The sequence below is a fragment of the Arthrobacter sp. Bi26 genome (assembly GCF_918697925.1).
Taxonomy (GTDB): domain Bacteria; phylum Actinomycetota; class Actinomycetes; order Actinomycetales; family Micrococcaceae; genus Arthrobacter.
This window is the reverse complement of the sequence record NZ_CAKKMF010000055.1, coordinates 14813-35030: the sequence shown is the minus strand read 5'-3', so window position 1 is coordinate 35030 and position 20218 is coordinate 14813. Positions and strand designations below refer to the sequence as shown.

18 protein-coding genes are annotated in these 20218 nt (G+C 67.8%); 9 read left to right on the top strand and 9 right to left on the bottom strand.

Going from position 1 to position 20218, the window contains the following annotated elements:
• Window positions 1-208: 208 nt before the first annotated feature.
• On the bottom strand, window positions 209-910 hold the full coding sequence (locus tag LQV16_RS15005; RefSeq protein WP_229994703.1) for a FadR/GntR family transcriptional regulator: 702 nt from the start codon (window positions 908-910) through the stop codon (window positions 209-211).
• A 267-nt stretch (window positions 911-1177) separates the two neighbouring features.
• Between LQV16_RS15005 and LQV16_RS15000 the strand changes: the two genes are divergently transcribed.
• The 6 genes from LQV16_RS15000 to LQV16_RS14975 all read left to right on the top strand — a co-directional run bounded on the left by LQV16_RS15000 (window position 1178) and on the right by LQV16_RS14975 (window position 7482).
• The gene (locus LQV16_RS15000) at window positions 1178-2566 is read left to right on the top strand and encodes an MFS transporter (protein WP_229994702.1); all 1389 of its coding nucleotides are present in this window, start codon (window positions 1178-1180) and stop codon (window positions 2564-2566) included.
• 113 nt (window positions 2567-2679) lie between these two features.
• Complete coding sequence (locus tag LQV16_RS14995) at window positions 2680-4443, top strand: dihydroxyacetone kinase family protein (RefSeq protein WP_229994701.1); 1764 nt, start codon at window positions 2680-2682, stop codon at window positions 4441-4443.
• Window positions 4440-4910 (top strand): ribose-5-phosphate isomerase, encoded by a 471-nt coding sequence (locus tag LQV16_RS14990; RefSeq protein WP_229994700.1) that lies wholly within the window; start codon window positions 4440-4442, stop codon window positions 4908-4910. The genes LQV16_RS14995 and LQV16_RS14990 overlap by 4 nt, the downstream gene beginning before the upstream one ends.
• Window positions 4894-5754, top strand: a complete 861-nt coding sequence (locus LQV16_RS14985; protein ID WP_229994699.1) for a triose-phosphate isomerase family protein — start codon at window positions 4894-4896, stop codon at window positions 5752-5754. The genes LQV16_RS14990 and LQV16_RS14985 overlap by 17 nt, the downstream gene beginning before the upstream one ends.
• A gap of 62 nt (window positions 5755-5816) precedes the next feature.
• A complete protein-coding gene (locus LQV16_RS14980; RefSeq protein WP_229994704.1) occupies window positions 5817-6617 on the top strand; it encodes a sugar phosphate isomerase/epimerase family protein in 801 nt (266 codons plus the stop codon).
• Window position 6618: 1 nt separating this feature from the next.
• A complete protein-coding gene (locus LQV16_RS14975) occupies window positions 6619-7482 on the top strand; it encodes a phosphogluconate dehydrogenase C-terminal domain-containing protein (RefSeq protein ID WP_229994698.1) in 864 nt (287 codons plus the stop codon).
• 182 nt (window positions 7483-7664) lie between these two features.
• Here LQV16_RS14975 and LQV16_RS14970 read toward each other — a convergent pair whose 3' ends face one another.
• The 3 genes from LQV16_RS14970 to LQV16_RS14960 all read right to left on the bottom strand — a co-directional run bounded on the left by LQV16_RS14970 (window position 7665) and on the right by LQV16_RS14960 (window position 10144).
• Window positions 7665-8306: an NAD(P)-binding domain-containing protein gene (locus LQV16_RS14970; protein WP_229994697.1), complete on the bottom strand. Its 642-nt coding sequence runs from the start codon at window positions 8304-8306 to the stop codon at window positions 7665-7667.
• A 221-nt stretch (window positions 8307-8527) separates the two neighbouring features.
• Entirely contained in the window at window positions 8528-8677 is a 150-nt protein-coding gene (locus LQV16_RS14965) for a hypothetical protein (RefSeq protein ID WP_229994696.1), read from the bottom strand.
• Window positions 8678-8776: 99 nt separating this feature from the next.
• The gene (locus tag LQV16_RS14960; protein WP_229994695.1) at window positions 8777-10144 is read right to left on the bottom strand and encodes an LssY C-terminal domain-containing protein; all 1368 of its coding nucleotides are present in this window, start codon (window positions 10142-10144) and stop codon (window positions 8777-8779) included.
• Between the two features lie 110 nt (window positions 10145-10254).
• Between LQV16_RS14960 and LQV16_RS14955 the strand changes: the two genes are divergently transcribed.
• Window positions 10255-11601 (top strand): histidine kinase, encoded by a 1347-nt coding sequence (locus LQV16_RS14955; protein ID WP_229994694.1) that lies wholly within the window; start codon window positions 10255-10257, stop codon window positions 11599-11601.
• Window positions 11594-12274 carry a response regulator transcription factor gene (locus tag LQV16_RS14950; protein WP_229994693.1) on the top strand — a complete coding sequence of 227 codons (681 nt, stop codon included), beginning with the start codon at window positions 11594-11596 and terminating at the stop codon, window positions 12272-12274. The genes LQV16_RS14955 and LQV16_RS14950 overlap by 8 nt, the downstream gene beginning before the upstream one ends.
• A 113-nt stretch (window positions 12275-12387) precedes the next feature.
• Here LQV16_RS14950 and LQV16_RS14945 read toward each other — a convergent pair whose 3' ends face one another.
• A complete protein-coding gene (locus tag LQV16_RS14945) occupies window positions 12388-13836 on the bottom strand; it encodes a S8 family serine peptidase (protein ID WP_229994692.1) in 1449 nt (482 codons plus the stop codon).
• A 120-nt stretch (window positions 13837-13956) separates the two neighbouring features.
• Window positions 13957-15315 (bottom strand): ammonium transporter, encoded by a 1359-nt coding sequence (locus tag LQV16_RS14940; protein ID WP_229994691.1) that lies wholly within the window; start codon window positions 15313-15315, stop codon window positions 13957-13959.
• A 355-nt stretch (window positions 15316-15670) separates the two neighbouring features.
• Here LQV16_RS14940 and LQV16_RS14935 point away from each other — a divergent pair, with 355 nt between their 5' ends.
• On the top strand, window positions 15671-16783 hold the full coding sequence (locus LQV16_RS14935) for an LLM class flavin-dependent oxidoreductase (protein WP_229994690.1): 1113 nt from the start codon (window positions 15671-15673) through the stop codon (window positions 16781-16783).
• Window positions 16784-16816: 33 nt separating this feature from the next.
• Here LQV16_RS14935 and LQV16_RS14930 read toward each other — a convergent pair whose 3' ends face one another.
• The 3 genes from LQV16_RS14930 to LQV16_RS14920 all read right to left on the bottom strand — a co-directional run bounded on the left by LQV16_RS14930 (window position 16817) and on the right by LQV16_RS14920 (window position 20128).
• On the bottom strand, window positions 16817-17821 hold the full coding sequence (locus LQV16_RS14930) for a CapA family protein (RefSeq protein WP_290369383.1): 1005 nt from the start codon (window positions 17819-17821) through the stop codon (window positions 16817-16819).
• 32 nt (window positions 17822-17853) lie between these two features.
• Window positions 17854-18096 (bottom strand): DUF2630 family protein, encoded by a 243-nt coding sequence (locus tag LQV16_RS14925; RefSeq protein WP_229994688.1) that lies wholly within the window; start codon window positions 18094-18096, stop codon window positions 17854-17856.
• Between the two features lie 157 nt (window positions 18097-18253).
• Window positions 18254-20128, bottom strand: coding sequence for a Na+/H+ antiporter (locus LQV16_RS14920; protein WP_229994687.1), 1875 nt, complete (start codon window positions 20126-20128; stop codon window positions 18254-18256).
• Between the last annotated feature and the right edge of the window lie 90 nt (window positions 20129-20218).

The window sequence follows — 20218 nt, the reverse complement described above, 5'->3', positions numbered from 1 at the left end:
CGGTAGTGAAGTGCTTCCGGTTCGAAACACGAACAGGCATAACGAAGTCCATGATGGACCTTCCCCCGCTCTGAGCACCGGCTCCAGCAACAGAAAACCTGTCACACAACAGCCTGACACACAGGGACGTTCCGGCGAGCGCGCAGGTTTCCGGCGATTTCGCGCGCCCGGGGGAGACGCGCCCGGGAGATGACGCGGGGAAGAAGCCTCAGTCCGTGGCGGCCTGGTCGGCGTCGAACCCGGCCAGGAGGCGCCGGGACGCCGTGTCCATGTGGGAGCGCATGGCTGCCGTCACGGCGGCCTCGTCCCTCGATTCCAGGGCCCGGAAGATTTCCCGATGCTCGGCCAGGGCCGCGGCCGCGTGCCCTTCATCCGTCAAGGCGCGGTCTACCCAGATGCGCAGGAGCGAGCGGATGCTCTGCAGCAGTTCCTGCAGGACCTGGTTGCCGGAGGCGGCGGCAATCTCGCGGTGGAAGGCGGCGTCGGCCTCCACGAACGTGGCGAGGTCATCGAGGCTGTGTTCCATGGTGGCCAGATTTTGGCGCATCCGGTCCAGGGCGTCGTCGGTGGTCCGCTGGGCCGCCAACTGGCCGGCCTGAACCTCAAGTCCGCCGCGCAGTTCCACGAGTTCGCGTGTGCGCGGGGCGCCCAGCATGAGGCCCCAGCTCAGCGTGCGGGGGAGGAGCTCGGAAATGCCGTCGCGAAGGTAGGTTCCGGAACCGGGGCGGACGATGACAATCCCGAGGATCTCCAGTGCTGCGAGGGCTTCGCGGACCGCGGAGCGTCCCACCCCCAGCGAGGCGGCGAGCTGGCGTTCGGCCGGCAGGCGGGTCCCGACGGCGATCTCGCCGCTCGTGAAGTACCCAAGAAGGCGTTCCGCGACCTCGGATACAACCGAGCCTTGCTCCATGGAACCGAGTGCGGCACTTATTTTGGCCGTTGAAGCGGCGGAATTTACGGACACCTTCACAGCGTAACAACCCGGACCAGCCGAGCCATGCAGAGGTCCGTCTGTGAAATAAACATGTCAACCGGTTGACCAATTTGGGATGAACGCCTTATGGTTTTTATCACACGCTTAGTTAGGGCCTGGCCAGTCCTCCGGACTACGCGATGAGACCAATCCCCAAGCTTCCAGCGCAGGAAGCGGTCGGGACATCAACATCTAGGAGTCAATGTGGACACCACTCAGTCAGTGGTCGAAAGATCTGCAATCAAGAAGGTGGCAGTGCGGCTGGTGCCGTTTGTCGCTCTCATGTTCTTCATCAACTATCTCGACCGCACGGCCATCTCCTTCGCCGGCCCCAACGGCATGAACGCCGATCTCGCCCTCTCGGCGGCCCAGTTCGGCTTCGCCTCCGGCGTCTTCTTCATTGGCTACATCCTGCTGGAAGTCCCCAGCAACCTTGCCCTGCACAAGTTCGGCGCCCGCCGCTGGCTGGCCCGCATCATGGTCAGCTGGGGTATCGTCTCCCTCCTCTTCACTTGGGTGGGCAGCGTGGAGCAGCTCTACGTCCTGCGCTTCATCCTGGGTGTGGCCGAGGCCGGATTCTTCCCCGGCGCCATCCTCTTCCTCAGCCTGTGGGTCCCGTCCCGTCACCGCAGCAAGATCCTGGCCCTGTTCTACCTGGCCCAGCCGCTGACTACCGTCATCGGAGCCCCGCTTGCCGCCCTCCTCATCCAGCAGCATGGCCTCTTCGGCCTCGAAGGCTGGCGCGTCATGTACTTCGGCGTGGCCATTCCCGCCATCCTGATCGGCATCGCGGCCTGGTTCTACCTCGCGGATTCCCCGGCCAAGGCCAAGTGGCTGAGCGCTGACGAGAAGACCTGGCTGACCGGAGCGCTGGAGAAGGAAAAGAACGCAACCGCCGCCAGCAATAACCACGGCAGCGTCCGCACCGTCTTTGGCAACGGCCGCGTCTGGATGCTCGCCCTGATCTACTTCGGCTTCATCTACGGCCTGTACGCGCTCGGTTTCTTCCTGCCGACCATCATCTCCGGCTTCGAAGGCCTGTACGGCGCAAAGTTCGACGTCTTCCAGAAGGGCCTGATCACGGCCATCCCGTACCTGCCGGCAGCCTTTGCCCTGTACTTCTGGTCCAAAGACGCCACTAAACGCGGTGTGAAGACTTGGCACATCGCCGTCCCCGCCCTCGTCGGCGGCCTGAGCATCCCGCTGGCACTCTTCGCGGGATCGCCGGCGGCGACGATCGCGATCATCACCCTCACTGCGATGTCCATCTTCGCGGCCCTGCCGAACTTCTGGACGGTCCCCACCCAGTTCCTCACCGGCGCCGCGGCCGCCGCCGGCATCGCCCTGATCAACACCGTGGGCAACCTGGCAGGCTTCAGCGCCGGCTACATCACCGGCTGGCTCAAGGACTGGACCGGCAGCTACAACGTGCCCATGCTCGTGGTGGGTGGCTTCATGATCCTTTCGGCCATCCTCATGGTGGTGCTTGCCCGCAGCGGTGCTGCCAATGGAACGGCCGTCGACGTCGCCCCTGAGGCCGGGGAGTCCGAGGCCGGGGAGTCCGAGGCCGCGGAGTCGGCTGCCGCCCGCTAACGGACCAGCCCTCTAACGGACCCCTCGCGCTCCCAACAATCCGGTGCCCGCCGCGTGCCACACAGCCGCGGCGGGCACCCACCAAGCAGCTTTCCCTCTTCCAGGAGTACCCCATGACCCGCCTGTTCAATGACCCCGCAGCCTTCGCTGACGAAATGATCGAGGGCTTCGTCGCCTCCCACAGCCGCTGGGTCAGGCGCGTTTCCGGCGGCGTCGTCCGCAACACCCAAAGCACCCCCAGCACCGTGGCGCTCGTGATTGGCGGCGGCTCCGGCCACTACCCCGCATTCGCCGGACTCGTCGGCCAGGGCCTGGCCCACGGCGCCGCCATGGGCAATCTCTTCGCCTCCCCGTCCGCGCAGCAGATCTACAACGTGGCGAAGGCCGCCAACAACGGCGGCGGCGTCCTTCTGGGCTACGGCAACTACGCAGGCGATGTCCTGCACTTCAACCAGGCCCAGGCCCGGCTCCGCGCCGAAGGCATCGACTGCCGCAGCATCGCCGTCACAGACGACGTCTCCTCCGCCCCGCCGGCCGAGCATGCCAAGCGCCGCGGGATCGCCGGCGACCTTACGGTCTTCAAGGTGGCCGCCGCCGCTGCCGAGGCCGGCTACAGCATGGACCGGACCATCGAGATCGCCGAGCGCGCCAACCACCGGACCCGCTCCTTCGGCGTGGCTTTCACCGGTTGCACCCTGCCCGGGGCGGACCACCCGCTCTTCTCCGTCCCCGAGGGCCGGATGGCCGTCGGGATGGGCATCCACGGCGAACCCGGTATCGGGGAGACAGACATCCCGACGGCGGACGAGCTCGCCGAGCTCCTGGTCGCCAAGCTCCTCACCGAAATCCCCGAGCGCCAGCCCGGCGAAGCCGCAGGCGCTGCTGCCCGGTCCCGCGTGGTCCCCATCCTCAACGGCCTCGGCAGCGTCAAATACGAGGAACTCTTCGTCGTCTACCGCCGCGTCGCCCAGCTCCTGGCCGAAGCCGGACTGGAAGCCGTGGACCCGCAGGTGGGCGAACTCGTCACGAGCTTCGACATGGCCGGCACCTCCCTCACCCTCTTCTGGCTCGACGAGGAACTCGAAACCCTCTGGCACGCCCCCGCCGACGCCCCGGCCTTCCGCCGCGGCGCCGTCACCGCGGACGCCCTCGAGCCCGCCGACTTCACCGACCCGGCCGAGATCGAAGCGTCCATCCCGGATGCCTCCGACGAATCCCGCGCCGGCGCCATCCGGGTTCTGGCCGCGCTGGGCGCCGCGAAGAACGTCGTGGACGCCAACGCCGAGGAACTCGGCCGGATCGACGCCGTCGCCGGCGACGGCGACCACGGCATCGGCATGGAACGCGGCGTCCGTGCCGCCGTCGACGCCGCTGCGGCCGCCGTCGCCCGCGGCGCGGGAGCCGCGACCACCCTTCACCTCGCCGGAGATGCCTGGGCAGATAAGGCCGGCGGCACCTCCGGTGCGCTGTGGGGCATGGCCTTGCGGGCGGTCGGGGATGCGCTCGGAAACACCAACGCCCCCGACGCCGGCGCTGTCGCCGCCGGAGTCGCAGGCGCCGCGGCCGCAATCATGGACTTCGGCAAAGCCACACCGGGCGACAAGACCCTGGTGGATGTCCTGGTCCCGTTCCGCGACGCCCTCGCCGGCGGCGTGGACGCCGGGCAGTCCCTTGCTGACTCCTGGGGCGCCGCCGCCACCGTTGCGCAGCAGGCCGCGGAAGACACCGCCCAGCTTCTGCCCCTCATGGGACGCGCCCGCCCGCACGCCGAGAAGAGCCTCGGCACGCCGGACGCGGGAGCGGTGTCCATGGCACTGATCGTCCGAGCAATTCACAACACCCTCGTCGAGGAAAAATCTGTCAAGGAGAACGCATGAGCGCCAAGCTGCGCCTGGTCATCGGGTCTGACGACGCCGGATTCGAATACAAGGAAGCCCTCAAGGCGGACCTGGAGGCCAACGGGCTGGTCGACTCCGTTACCGACGTCGGAGTGGATGCCACCAGCCACACCCCCTACCCCTCCGTGGCCATCGCCGCCGCCGAACTCATCGCCTCCGGCGAGGCGGACCGCGCCCTCCTGGTCTGCGGCACCGGCCTGGGCGTGGCCATCGCGGCGAACAAGGTCCCGGGCATCCGCGCCGTCACAGCCCACGACAGCTTCTCGGTGGAACGCTCCGTCCTGAGCAACAATGCCCAGGTCCTCACCTTCGGCCAGCGCGTCGTCGGCCTGGAACTCGCCCGCAGGCTCGCCCGCGAGTGGCTCACTTACACCTTCGACGAAACCTCGGCCTCGGCCGAGAAAGTCACACTGATTAAGGACTACGAGGGTGTCACTTCCTGCTAACCCCGCCGCACGCGGGACAGACACAGCCGCCGGCCGTGCCGCCGACACACGGCCCAGGGCCGTCATCGGCGTCAGCCTGAAAATGTACTTCGGCTACCAGCGCACGCTGGACTACTGCCGCGAGGTCGCCGCCGTCGCCCTGTCACACCCTGCCGTGCAGAGCGGCGAGATCGAACTGTTTGTCCTGCCCGCACTGCCGGCACTGCCGGATGCAGCCCGGATCCTCGGCGTGGCCGGGGCCGGCGCCGGCGCGCAGGACATTTTCTGGGAAGACGAAGGCGCCTACACCGGCGAGGTTTCCGGCCGGACGGTCGCCGAACTCGGCGGACGCTACGCCGAAGTTGGCCATGCCGAGCGGCGCCGGATCTTCGGCGAGGATGACAGGACGATCGGCCTCAAGACCGCCGCCGCTTACCGCAACAGACTCACCCCGGTACTCTGCGTCGGGGAGCTGCAGCCCGGCTCGGTGGAGGAAGCCATCCGGCACTGCATGGCGGACATAGACGCCGCGCTCAACCGGGCACGGTCCCTGGGACCGGCAACCCGGACCATCGTGGCCTACGAACCGCAATGGGCCATCGGGGCCCCGGAGCCCGCCACGCCGGAGTACATCAGCGCCGTCATCGCCGGACTGGACGCGCACCTGCGCGCCCTGCCGGGCCAGACCGAGAGCAGGGTCATTTACGGCGGCAGCGCCGGACCCGGCCTGATCAGCCGGCTGGACATGTCCGTCGCCGGGCTGTTCCTGGGCCGCTTCGCCCACGACCCGCAGGCGCTCAGGACCATCCTGGACGAAACCGCCGCACGCCTGGGACTTCTGCTGACGGCGGGAGGCCGGCCATGAGCTCCACCACAAGGCTCAGTTCCAGCATTGGCGAGGGCTCGAGCATCGGCCAGGATTCAGGAATCCGTTCAAGAATCGGGCTCAGCAGCTACGCCTTCTTCTGGCAGCTCTCGGACCGGGTCGCCGCACCCCTGACTCTCCATGAGGCACTGGCCGAGACCGCAGCCCTGGGCGTGGACCTCTTCCAGATCTGCGACTATGCCCCGCTGGAAACCATGACGGACGCGGAACTGGAAGCCGTGCGGGCCACGGCCGATGCCCTGGGGATGTCCCTGGAGCTCGGCACCAAGGGCATCCGGCCGGAGCATCTGCGGAAGTTCCTGCGGATCGCCGGGATCCTGGGTGCGCCACTGCTGCGGACCATGTTCAACGTCCCGGGCCACACCCCGGACGCGGACGAGGCCGCGGCCGTCTTCACCGACGTCCTGCCCGAGTTCGAGGCCGCCGGGGTGAAGATCGCCGTGGAAACCTACGAACAGGTCCCCACCTCCCGCGTCCTGGACGTCATCGCCCGGGTGGGCAGCCCGTCCCTGGGCATCTGCAGCGATCCCGCCAACACCGTGGCGGCGCTGGAATCCCCTCGCGAGGTGATTGACGCCGTCGCGCCGTATGTCCTGAACATGCACATCAAAGACTTTGCGTTCAGCCGCAAGGAGGGGTGGGTCGGGTTTACCTATTCCGGCGCTCCCCTCGGCGAAGGCCTCCTGGACTATGCCTACATGGCCCGGAAGCTGCAGCCCAAAGAAAGAAATATCAACCAGATCATCGAGCACTGGCTGCCGTGGCAGGCCTCCGAAGAAGAGACCATCCGCCTCGAAAAGCAGTGGACCCAGCAAAGCCTCGATTTCCTAAGGAGTAACTGAAATGTCAGCAGAACAATTGACCGTCGCCGTCATCGGAGCCGGAGGCAAAATGGGGCTGCGTGTTTCAGCCAACCTCCAGAAGAGCGCCCACACCGTCTTCTACAGCGAAAACTCGCCGGCCGGCCAGGACCGCGTCCGCGCCGAAGGCCGGGACATCAGCACCACCGAGGACGCCATCAAGGACGCCGACGTCGTGATCCTCGCCGTCCCGGACACCGTCCTGGGTGTCGTGTCCCACGGCGTAGTTCCCCAGATGAAGTCCGGCGCCATCCTGCTCACCCTCGACCCGGCGGCCGCCTACGCCGGCCTGCTCGCCAAGCGCGACGACGTCGTCCAGGCCGTGGCCCACCCGTGCCACCCCTCGGTGTTCCTCGAGCGCACCACCAAGGAAGAATGGGCCGACACCTTCGGCGGCCAGGGCGCCCCGCAGAACGTGGTCGCCGCGATCGACGAGGACGCCACCGAGGCCGCCCGCGCCGCCGCCGAGGCCACCATCAAGGTCATCTACGCCCCGGTGATCGACGTCCACTGGGTCACCGTCAAGCAGCTCGCCATCCTTGAGCCCACCCTGGTGGAGACGGTCGCCTGCATGATCGGCACCCTGCTCAAGGAAGCCCTGCACGAGACCGTGCACACGGCCGGCGTCCCGGAAGAGGCTGCCAAGGCCATGCTGTTCGGGCACGTCCAGATCGCCCTGACCAACGCCCTGCGCGGCTCCAACCCGTTCTCCGAGGCCTGCGAGATCGCCATCCAGTACGGCAAGGACACCATCATCAAGGACGACTGGAAGAAGATCTTCGACGACTCCGAGCTCGACTACGTCATCGCCAAGATGCTCAAGCTCGAGCCCGCCGTCCAGAGCTGACCTAGCGGACTATGCCGCCGGCCCAAGCCCGGCCGAATTCGCCGGAAACCCGTTCGCCGGAAACTTGCCCGTTCGCCGGAAACTTGCGGCGAGTTCGCAGGTTTCCGGCGAGTTCGGGCGGTGGGCGGGGCGGGGCTGGGATCGGCAGGGCGTGGCGGCTGGGCCGGCGTCGGGAGGAAGAATCAGATGGTGCGCGGGGCCCTGGCCAGGTTCTCGGCCAGCTGGGCCGCGTTCTGCCGGATCACGTAGGCAGGGCGGTCCCGTTCCGTGCGCCAGCTTTCGGACAGCGGGCCCATATTGACGGTGTCGAAGCCGAATTCGTCATAGAGCCTGGTCACAAGCTCAGCCGCTTCCGGGAAATCGCTCGCCGTGGCAAGGGCCCGGCGGTTGGGTGTGCCGGCCGGTGCGCCGTCCGTGGTGATCTGGGAGGACCTGATGTGGTTGAAGGCCTTGGCCACTTTGGACTGGGGCAGGTGCTCCTGCAGCAGGCCGGAGGTGGTGGCCTCGCCGGCATCCAGGGCGGGAAAATGCCCGTCCCTTTCCCAGTAGTAGTTGTTGGTGTCGAGGACGACCTTGCCCGCCAGCGGCTCCACGGGCACGTCCTGGATGCTCCTAAGCGGCACGCTGACGACGGCGAAGTCGCCGGCAGCTGCCGCTTCGGGCGGCGTTGCGGCCCGGGCTTTGGGCCCCAGTTCGGCGACGAGGTCCACCAGGGTTCCCGGCCCCCGCGAGTTGCTGATCACGACGTCGTAGCCGAACTCCACGGCCTTGCGGGCGAGCTGGCCGCCAATGTGTCCTGCGCCGATGATTCCGATTGTTGTCATGTCGGGGCCAACACGCAGGCAGGCGGAGATATTTCGCCCGTCACCGTCTGTGTGCGCCCGGGACCGTCAGGGCACTGGCCGCACCCGGCCAGCCGAAATCGCCGGAAACCTGCCCAATCGCCGGGAAGTTCCGGCGAGCTCGCACGTTTCCGGCGAACTCGTGCGTCGGCGAAGCTACGGCCCTGTCCCGCCCGTGCGTCGGCGAAGCTATGGGCGATGTACTAGGGCGTCGTGCCCGGTTCGTCGTCGATGTCCGGGCCTTCTGCCGCGTCTTGGGAATGGGCCCGGTCGTCAAAGGGTTCAGCCGTTGCATCACCCTCGGCGGGGGTCTCGCTATGGGCGCGCTCCGGCGTCTGTGAGTCTTCGCTCATGTCCGCTCCTCTGCTGGGAATCCTGCGGTGGTTGTCGGCTTTTGAACATCTAGCTCCCGTAACAAGAGGGCTGTCAAGACCTCCCCGATGCGTGGGGATTCAGAACGGTGCCTGGCCGCCGGGACGGCTGGAATCCCGCTTGGGTTCCTTGCGGGGGCGCAGGGCATAGTCGCGGGACCGTTTACTCGAGAGCGCCAGAAGCAGCAGGATGTCCAGGGCCAGGCCAGGCAGATTGGACTGCAGCGTGATGTCGGGACCGCCATGGAAGACATCGAACGCCTGAAGGCCGATGGCCACCGTGCTGAACGCCATGACCACGGTTCGGGCCCAGTTCTGGCCTAGGAACACAAACCAGGCCAACAGGACATAGCCGAAGGCAAGGACCAGGACAACCGCCGTTGCGCCGGTGACGGCCATTTCCGCCTGCGCCTCCGTGATGCCCGGGCCGGCTGCGGGCTGCACCAGGGAGCTCACGTGCGCGTCCCGGAAGAGCACCATGGACATGGCCAGCAGGGCAGCCGCCGCGGCACGGGCACCGACGAAGACCGCCCCGACAATCGTGGTCGCCGGGCGCCTGTTGCGGCTGTCGCTCGGGGGCCTGTCGCCCGGAGGCCGGACCGCCGCGGCCCGCTCGGCGGTCCGCCGGAGATCAACGATCGGCAGATCGCCGTCGGTAATGATGGTGTCGCCGCCGCCGTTGCGCGCGTGATAGCCGGTCGAAAAGTCGCGAATCACCCGGAGCCCGGCCGCGGGGTCCGCCCCGGTGATGGCTCCGACGACGTGGTCGCGTTCGGCGTCGGTGTGCTCGTCGATCTTGTGGGTGATCTGGAGCGTAAACAGGGAAAGCCCGACGCTGCGGTCGTACGTACCGGCGGCCAGCCAGTCGACTGTCAGCCCGCCGGGCAGCAGCCAGCCGGGCGGGCAGCGCCAGAAACGGACGTGGTGGCGTTTGCCCGGGGTGCCGTCGACTTCCTGCTGGTAGGCAAAATCCTGCTGGCGGCCGAACAGGAACAGCGGACTCACAGGGGCCTGAAGGTAGCTGCGGCGCAGGAGGGTGGAGGAGACGATTCGCCTGCTGCTGGCCAGCGTCACGTCGTCGGCAAGCGTCCAGCCCGCGGAGTGCATCACGGCGTGAATCTGCGGTTCTGTTCCCAGCAGGGCGACGTTCACGGGATCGCCGAGCAGCCCGTCGCTGGTGCGCGCCCGGCCGATGAAGTAGTCCGGAACGTAGAGCCGGGTCAGGATCCGGTGGAGACGGGGGAGCACCAGATAGGCGAGCAGACCCCAGAAGATGAAGAGGAACCAGACCTGGGCCCAGCCCCATTGGAAGCTCAGCTGAACCAGCAGGGAGGTCAGCCACACAGCCGAGATGCCGCCCACCACGAAGAATACGGTGTCCAGCGCTGAATACGGCACCGCCTCGGCGGGGGCCGAGACCTCAACCGCTGCCTTGGTCATGGCGGTCATACTACGCGCACCAGCGGCGGCTGGCTCGAAAGATGAAACTTCTGGCTCAAAGGCTGAGCGCGGCCGGATTTGACCGTCTGGTGCCCACACCCGTGGATAGGGTGACAGGCATGGAAGCACTACTGAAAGTCATGCGGCATTGGGGCGCCCCCGCGGCGGCCGTTCTCTTTTTCACGCTGTGGTGCGTGGCCGAGGCCGGCAGAATGGGGCCAGGCCTCCACACATGGGAGGGGACGTGGCCGCTGATCCTCATGACGGCGGCCATCGCCCTCGCCGCCTGGAAGCCCTATGTGTCGCTCGGATTCACGGCAGGGCTGCTCGCGGGCCAGCTCGGGAACGCCATTCCCGCGATGCACGCCAACCACTGGGCCATCTACCTCGGGTCGTTTGTGGCACTGGCTTTCATCCAGTGGACGGCCGGGCGCAGGACACGCTTCATCGCGGCCGGCGCCACTGTGGTGTTCGCCGGCGCCATGACATTCCTGATGCTGTCGTGGCGTTACAGCGCCGGCGTGGGTTGGTTTCCGCCGCTGTACATGGGCGACCGGTGGACGTTTCGGGCCTTCGGCTGGCAGCTCTTTTCGCTGCTGCTGCTGATCGCGGCCGCATGCGCCGCCGTCGGGCTGGCGCTGGCCCTCTTCGAGGAGCGCGGCAGCCTCTTCCGGGCCCGGACCATGGCCCAGACCAGCCTCCGCGAAGCCGAGGTGGAACTGATCGTGGAGCAGGAGCGGACGCGGATCGGCCGGGACCTGCACGATGTCCTGGCCCATTCCCTCGCCGTGATCGCGGCACAGGCGGATGGCACCCGCTACCTGAGCAAGGACCAGCCGAGGGCCGTGTTGAACGCCCTGGAAAACATCGCGACGTCGGCCCGGAGCGCTCTGGTGGACGCGCAGCGCGTCATCGAGGGAGTGCACGACGACGGCGTGGTCACGCCCCAGCCCCAGCTCAGCGACGTCGGGCCGCTGGTCGCGCGCATGCAGGACAGCCTCGCAATCGAACAGAGCGAGTCCGGTGCACCCGCGGGGCTCTCCGCCGGGCAGCAGCTCGCGGTCTTCCGGATCATCCAGGAATGCCTGACCAACGCCCTGAAGCACGGCGGCCGGGGGACCGCAGTGCGGCTGCACCTGGACTGGAGCGGCCCCGGGCTGACGCTGCATGTGGCATCGGGGATCCCGGCCGCGGCGGACAACCCGGACCGCGCCGCTGAAACGCGGGTGGGCCGCGGCCTCGCGGGGATGCGGGAACGCGCCCACCTCGCAGGGGGCTGGATGACGGCCGGCCCCGACGGCGAGCAGTACCGGGTGACCGTCTTTATCCCCTACGGCACCATGATTGATGGCAGGATGATTGCCGACGCTGGCGCCGTCACCGGCGCGGAGCCAGTCCTGGTTCCCGCGGGAAGTCCTGCAGCACGCCCGGACGTGTCGCTTGGGGAGGCCGGCGACCGTGGCTGATGCCGGGGCGGCCATCACTGTGGCGATCGTCGATGACCAGGCGCTGTTCCGTGCGGGAATCCGGATGCTGGTGGAAAGCCAGCCGGACATGGCGATGTCCTGGGAAGCCGGCGACGGCGCGCAGGCGGCGGCATTCGCCGTCGAACGGTGCCCCGATGTGATGCTCATGGACCTGCGCATGCCGGTCCTGGACGGCATCGGCGCCACGCGGCGGATCGTGCAGCAGGCGGAAGCCGCGGGCACCGGAGCGCCGAAGATCATCGCCTTGACCACCTTCAACCGGGACCAGGCGGTGGTCGACGCCGTGCACGCCGGGGCCAGCGGCTACCTGCTCAAGAGCGCGGAACCCGAGTTCCTGCTCGCCGCGATCCGGACCGTGTACTCGGGCTACTCCGTGATTGCGCCGGGATCAGTCCAGGATCTGTTCCAGCATGCGGCCCGGACCGTGCCGGCCGGGGGCCCGGACCTGTCCGTGCTGGAAGTGCTCTCGGCCCGGGAACGGGACGTCTTCCTGCTCGCGGCCAAGGGGCTGGCCAACGGTGAGATAGCCGGAAGCCTGTTCGTTTCCGAGGCGACCGTCAAGACACACCTCAGGAGCGTGCTGGGCAAGCTGGGGCTCGGGACGCGGCTTCAGCTGGTGGCCTTCGCCTATCAGCGCCGGCTCCTAGGCTGAAACCCGCCGCTGAAACCCGCGGCTGAGACCCGCCGCTGAAACCTCGAACCGGCGGCCGAGACCCGCGCCTGAGACCTGCCAGACCCGCGGCCAGCGGCCTCAAGCCCGTTCCGTCAGAAGCTCGTCGTCTGCGTCAGATAGCCGTAGTACCGCGACCCGACCGGGTGGATGGGATCGCCGTCGAAGCCATAGTCGTGGTGCCGCTTCGAGTATGACTTCGTCAGGTCCAGGTACTGCTCCATGACGTGCTCGGCTGAACCCGTGCAGGCCTTCTGGCTGATGCACAGGGCCACGGACCCGGCCACGGCCGGGCTGGCGAAGCTGGTGCCGTTGCTTATGCTGTAGCCGCCGGGCCAGGTGGAGAGCATGCACACTCCGGGGCCGGAGACTGTGTGGGCCTTGTCCTTGCTTGTGGTGGCGAAGTTGGAGAAGAATGCCGACTGGTCATCCTTTTGCCCGTACTTCCCAAAGTCGTCGGGACCGCAGTTCGGGGCGGCGTCGCCACCGGCCTTTCCGTCGAAGTCGCCCATGGCGGTGGCGGTCAGGACCTGGTCGTAGGTGGCCGGAACGGTGTTGGCGAAGTCCTCACCGGCGTTGCCGGCCGCGACGGCGTACGTGACGCCGGCCCGGACAGAACGGCAGATGGCGTAGTGCATCGCGTCCGTGCCCTTGCCGCAGTTGGGTGTGTCCGGGGCGCCGCCGGCGATGCTGATGTTGGCCACGGCGATGTCGTTGTCCGGGTCATCGTCCTTCTGCGTCGAGGTCACCCAGTCGATCGCGCAGATCAGGCTCTGCTCGGAGATCAGGCCGGCGTCGTCAACCACCCGGACGGACCACAGCGGGGTGCCCGGAGCGGTCCCGATGACGCCCAGGCGGTTGTTCCGGGCGCCGATGACGCCCGCAACAAATGTCCCGTGCCCCAAAACATCAACAACAGGATTCACGTCCACGGGGGAGCCGGACTGGCAGTCAACGCCGCCCTTGACGTTCAGGTCCGGGTGGGTCGCATCGATGCCGCTGTCGATCACTGCGACGTTGACATTGATCCGCGAAGGACCTTTGTCGAGGGCCTTCCGGACGTCGGAGCTAGTTCCGGCGATCCGCTTCCGCCAAAACGGTGTCTCCTGGGTGGCCGCGGTCCCAAGATCCCGCGGTTGCTGGAATGTTCGGCCGACAGTGACGAAGTCGACATTGGGGTCGGCCTTGAGGCGTTGCACCTGGGACGCGGTCAGGACGGCGGAATAGCCGTTCACAGCGTTGCGATAGACCTTCGACGCCGTGAATCCGTAGGCTCTTTGCTGGGCCGTAGCCGTGGCTCCGGCGTCCACGACGCCGTCCTTGAGCACCACAATGTAGTTTTGCGCCGTTTCAGCCGCGGAGGATGGGGCAGCCGCCGCCAGACCGAAGCAGGAGACCAGCGCAATGACTGTCAGCGAGGCCAGTGCGCGCCGGTACCGGAGTCGGTCCGGTCTGGGAAGGGCGCTGCCCCGGTGTCTGCGCGGGGCCCGCGCCACCGATGTTAGCTGCGGGTCTGACGCCTTGCGGCTGGCTTGGCTGAACATCGTGGCCTCCCATTAAGCGAGTTCGCTAATTCGAGTGCCCCCCGCCCATATCTTAAGCCTCCGGCCGGGTCTTACACACGGGACCTTTGGGAAATCTTGTGCCGCCGTTGGTCCGCTGCCTCAGACGAGGCTGCCTTCCTTTGCCGGCGCGGGCACGTTCTCCGGCGCCCTGTCGGCGGCGTGGGCGGCCGTCGCGGCGTGGACGGCGTGCGCCGCGCGGACGTGGTGGCCGAACGGGTTGAACCGGCTGAAACCGAGTTCGGCAAACGCGTACGCGGTCTCGGCGTGCTCGGACCGGTCGACTCCGGCGAGCTCGTCCTCGCGGCTGACCCGGAACCCGAGCGTCTTGTGGATGGCGAGTCCGATCACGGCCGTCCCGAGGCCGGACACCGCCACTGTGATGAGGACGGCCACGGTCTGCGCGATGAGCTGGTGCAGCCCGCCGCCGTAGAACAGCCCGCCGCCTGCACCGTCCACCGGGAGGGCAATGAAACCCAGGGCGAGCGTGCCGATCAGGCCGCCGCCGAGGTGGACGCCGACGACGTCGAGCGAGTCATCGAAGCCGAACTTGAACTTCAGGTCCACGAACACCGCACAGGCCGCTCCGGCCACGAAGCCCAGGCCCAGCGCGGCGAGGGGGCTGATGTTGGCGCACGACGGCGTGATCGCCACCAGGCCGGCAACGGCGCCGGACGCGGCGCCCAGGGAGGTGGGGTGGCCGTGGCGGACCTTCTCGACGACCAGCCAGCTGATCATGGCCGCGGCGGGGGCGGCCAGGGTGTTCACCCAGATCAAGCCGGCCTGCTCCACGGTGGTGGCGGCGCCGGCGTTGAAGCCGAACCAGCCGAACCACAGGATGCCTGCGCCGAGCATGATGAAGGGAATGTTGTGGGGGCGGTGGCCTGGGTCCTTGCCGAAGCCATGCCGGTTGCCCAGGATCAGGACCAAAACCAGGGCCGCGGTTCCGGACGCGATTTCCACCACGGTGCCGCCGGCGAAGTCGATGACCTGGCCGAAGACGGCGCTCACGGCACCGCCGGCACTCATGAGGCCGCCGCCCCAGACCATGAAGGCCAAGGGGCAGTACACGAGGGTGATCCAGATGGGAACGAACAGGGCCCAGGAGGTGAATTTCGCGCGGTCGGCGATGGCGCCGCTGATGAGGGCCACGGTGAGGATGGCAAACGTGGCGCTGTAGCCGGCCTTGATCAAGTCGGGCGAACCGATGAGGCCGCTCAGGCCGAAGCTGGCGAACGGGTTGCCGAACACCCCGAGGACACCCTGCCCGGTGCTCATCGAGTAGCCCCAGAGGACCCACACCACGCCGACTATCCCGATCGAGACGAAGCTCATCATCATCATGTTGAGCGAGGCCTTGGCCCTGGTCATGCCGCCGTAAAAGAGGCCCAGTGCGGGGGTCATCAGCAGAACGAGCGCCGCCGAAACAATCATCCAGACACTTCCAGCAGTGAGTTCCACCGGGGTCCCTTCTCGTCAGTCTTCCGTACCGGGACACGTCGCCGCCGGCCCCCCGGTCCGGATTCAATCGTCGCGGAGCCATGTTTCCGGCAGTGGGGCGAAAAGTTGCGGGCACGTTACGGGAATCGCGAGGGCGTGAAGTTCGCGTGACCGGCATGTTTCAGGAATGTAAACGGGGCCTCATGCCCCCGCCGGTTTGGTGCGGGACGTCGGCGCCGACGGAGCGGAACGGCGCGGGCCATCGATTATTCCTGCGCCCCCGGCCGTGAGGCACCGGCGCGGCGGGTCTCAGGTGCCGTTTTGCCTCGCCGGGAGGTCCGCCACGGCCGCCGGCTGGGGCCAGGAATGAATTCAAATGATTGAATGTTCAATAAATATGGACTTTGGTATCTTCACTTTTGGTGAGCTCTCCCGCAACAGCAGCACCGGCATGGCGCTGTCCCCGCAGCAGCGGCTGAAAGAGATCATCGATCTCGCCAAGCTGGCAGATCAGGCGGGCCTCGGGTTCCTGGGGTTGGGGGAGCATCATCGGCGCGACTTCGCCCTCTCGGCCCCGGAAATCGTCCTGGCCGCGATCGCCCGGGAAACATCCAATATCCGGCTGGGCACGGCCGTGACGGTGCTCTCCACCCAGGACCCCGTGCGGCTCTTTGAGCAGTTCGCCACGCTGGACCTGATCTCCGACGGCCGGGCCGAGATCATTGCAGGCCGCGGCGCGTTCGTGGAGTCCTATCCGCTGTTCGGCCACAAGCTCGAGGACTACGACGCCCTGTTCGATGAGAAGCTGCGCCTGCTGCTGGAACTGCGGGACAACGCCCGGGACAACGCCACAGTGCAGTGGTCGGGAAGACTGACTCAGAGCATCCCGGGCATGGACATCGCCCCGCGCCCGGTGCAGGCGAAGCTGCCGGTCTGGGTGGGCGTCGGCGGCACGCCGGCGAGCTTTTCCCGGGCGGGCAGGCTGGGGCTTCCTCTGTTTATCGCCCTGCTGTCAGGGCCGGCCCGTTTCCGCCGCCTAGTTGAGCTCTACCGCGAAAGCGCTGCCGAGGCCGGTCACGACGCCGGCGCTCTGCCGGTGGGGGCCGGCGGCCACTTCTACGCGGCGCCGACGTCCCAGCAGGCGCGCGACACGTTTTACCCCCACTACCGGGCCTACTTCGAACAAAACATGCCACGCCCCGTAGACCACTTCCCCCGTTCCACCTTCGATTCCTGGACCGAACCGGGCGGCGGGTTGCTGGTCGGGAGCCCGCAACAGATCACCGAGAAGCTCCTGGAGATCCACCAGACGCTGGGGAACACGCGATACCTGGCCCAGATCGGCCTGGGCGGCCTACCGTTTGCCGAGACGGCCCGGTCGATTGAATGCTGGCCACGGAGATCATGCCCGCCGTCAACCGGGAGGTCTCCGCCGGCCCGGCAAGCAGCCGGACCGACAAACAACCAGCCTGACAAGCAACCAGCCTGACAAACAGTCCGTCGGCTGGCCCACTACGCCGGTTCAGTTCTGGTCCAGCGGAATCTCCAGGCAGCGGCCGGACGGGTTCCAGCTGCCCAGCGTGCCCAGGTGGCCGCTCAGCCGCTGCATCCGGGCGGCGATATCGGGCGCCGATCCCCGGGCCAGCCGGGCCTGGAATCCGGCGATGACCGTGGGATAGAGCCGAAGCGTGCGCGGTGCACCGCCGTCGGTGTCAAGCATGAACACGAATGACTGGTCATTGCGCTCGGCGGGGTCCACAGCATAGTCGTCAACGAAGTCGCCGGCGCTGTAAATAATGGGACGGTTCCGGTGGATCCCGACGCCGCGGAAAATATGGGGCGAGTGGCCGAAGACGAGGTCGGCTCCGGCCTCGATGAGGTCCCGGGCGAGGTCCTGGTGCCGGGGCGGGACGTCGTAGCCCCAGTTGCCGCCCCAATGGGCCGACACGATGAGGAACTGGACGCGGGCCTTGGTCCGCCTGACCAGGTCCAAAAGCCCGTCCAATCGTGCCCCGCCGCGCCGGGCGCCGCCGCCGACGGCGGCATCCTCCACCGGAACGTAGTAGACCCCGGGGGTAGCGGTGCCGGCCTCCCAGTCGGGCTGGTTGTCCGTGAAGGCAATGAATCCGACGGCGACAGCGCCTACGCGCCGCACCGCCGGGCGGCGGGCGGCGTCCAGGTCCGGGCCGGCGCCGGCATGCAGGATTCCGCGGCTGTCGAGGACCGGCAGCATTTCCCGGAACGCGTCCGGGCCGAAATCCAGGACGTGGTTGTTGGCGAGCGAGACGACGTCGATCCCGGCGGCGAGGAGACTGGCCACGTTCTTCGGGTCCGAGCGGAAGTGGAAGATCTTGCCAGGCTCGGGGCCGCCGCCGGACGCCAGGACGCACTCCAGGTTGGCAATGCGAACGTCCGCCTGCCTCAGGAGCTCCAGCGTGTCGCCCCACGGATAGGCAGGCCTGGCCGTTGCCAGGTGCCGGTTCACCAGACGGCCCAGCATGACGTCTCCCAGCAACGCAATTTGCATGGCCAGCCGGCCCGTCAGGTCATGGTCGAGGGCTAGCTCTGGTAGCCCTCGACCTCGCTGACCGGCCGCACCTCCGCCTCGTCGGGGTTCTCGCCGTAGTCCTTTTTGGCGCGCCGCTGGCGGAGCAGGTCCCAGCACTGATCGAGCTGTTCTTCCACTTGCTGCAGCCTGAGGATGTCCGGCGCTCCGGTCCCGGCGGCTTGCGAGCCTTCGCGGAGGCCGTGTTCTTCCTCCACCAGGGCCTTGATGCGCTCCAGGATGTCTTGGTTGTCCACGGTGTCCTCTCTTCGTCCGACCGCGGCGGGTCCCCTTCTCTTCGCAGGGTCCCTTTCCAGCAGGTCCCTTCCAGCCTACGGAGGCGATGGAGCCGTGAACAGGGCTCGGCGCGGACTTACAGCACGCGGCACGGCGCCGGCGTCCGGAGCCCTGGCCCTAGCCAAGGAGTTCGTCCGGGTAGCACCAGCGCCAGTCCTCGCCCGGCTCGACGCTGCGCATGACGGGGTGGCCGCTGAGCTGGAAGTGTTTGTAGGCATGGGTTCCCGGCGAGGAATCGCAGCAGGCCACGTTGCCGCACTCCAGGCACATCCGCAGGTGTACGGTCGTCGTTCCTTCGCGTATGCACGCGGCGCACAAGGGTCCTGGCGGGACCGCCGGATCCGGGGCGGACTCCAGGTGGGGGCACACTCCTAGGGGCCGGGCGATCCCCTCGCCTCCGCGGCCGCCGTCCGTGTCCGGTTCTTCCAGTGCGGCGTCCAGCATGGACTCTTCGACATCGAGGCGGTCCAGGACGTTGACCAGGACCTCGTGCGCGTATCCGCCGTCGCGCCGCAGCTCGAGCACCTTGGCGCGCTCGGCGTCCAGCATGGCCAGCCGGAGTTGGGCGTAGCGCTGGCTGGGGGTGGCGGCTTCCGCGGACGGCCGTCCCAGCCGCTCCCATGCGGCCAGCCCGCGCTCCTGGGTACGCCGCTTCAGCATCGCCACGACTTCCGGCGGGTCGGCGTCCGAGCGCAGTTCCCGGAGCCGCTGCACGCCCGCCGCCGTCGCCATCTGCATCAGCGACGCCTCGTTGAGCGCGTCCTCGCGCGGGTCCGGACCCTTGACATGCAGCCACCGGACGAGGGCCGGGAGCGTGAAGCCCTGCAGGGTCAGCGTGCCGGCCACCACCACGAGGGCCATTAGGATCAGGACGGACCGGTGTTCCAGACCTGCCGGCAGGACCAGGACGGCGGCCAGCGTCACCACGCCGCGCATGCCGGCCCAGGAGACGATCGCCGCATATTGCCAGGGCGGCGCGGGATCCTTGCGCCGGACCGCGGGGATGAGCCGTGGCAGGTAGGTTGCCGGGAAGACCCAGACCGGGCGCAGGATCAGCACAGCCAGCAGCACCACGGCACAGCCGAGCCAGATCCGTTCGGGCCCCAGCGAGTCATCCCGAACGCCCTCGATGATGGTCCGGACCTGCAGCCCGATCAGGAGGAAGACAGAATTTTCCAGCAGGAACTGGACAGTGTGCCAATTGCTGCGCTGGCTCAGCCGGGCGGCCCCGTTCGGCATGGACGGCGCCTTGGTCCCCATGATCAGCCCGGTGACGACGACGGCCAGCACGCCGGAGGCGTGGATCGCTTCCGCCGGGAGGTAGGCCACGAGCGGGGCGATCAGCGACGTGGAAGTGTTGATGGCCACGTTGCGGATCCGCTTGCGGAGTGCCGTGAGCACGAAGGCGGCGGCTACACCCACCACCAGGCCCCCGCCGGCCGCTAGGAGGAAACCGCCGGCGACCTCCGCCGCGGAAACGGTTCCGGCGATGGCAGCGATGGCGGCGCGCAGGCAGATAAGCGCCGTGGCGTCGTTGACCAGCGATTCGCCCTCCAAGATGGTGACAATCCTGCGGGGCATGCCCACCTTTCGCGCAATGGCGGTCGCGGCCACGGCGTCCGGCGGTGCGACGACGGCACCCAGGGCAATGGCAGCCGCCAGCGGGATCTCGGGAAACAGCCAGGCGACCACCAGCCCGATGCCGATGGTACCGAAGATGACGTAGCCCACCGACAGCAGGCCGATGGAGCGGCGGTTGGAACCGAAATCGAACAGCGAGGTCTGCAGCGCGGCTGCGTAGAGCAGCGGCGGCAACAGCCCGACCATAACCAGTTCGGGGTTCAGTTCGATGGTCGGGACAAACGGGAGGAAGGAACACACAACACCGGCCAGCACCAGTAAGAGCGGGGCGGAGACGTTGATCTTGTGCCCCAGCGCGCTGCAGGCGCAGACAATGGCGACGAGGGCCAGCAGCCCGAGAGCAACTTCCATTGGCCCATTCTCTCAGCTTCACGCCCGGTGCCGGCGGGTCCCCGCAGCGCATCATCAGCTTGCTTATGACTTGGCGGGTTCCTAGAGTTG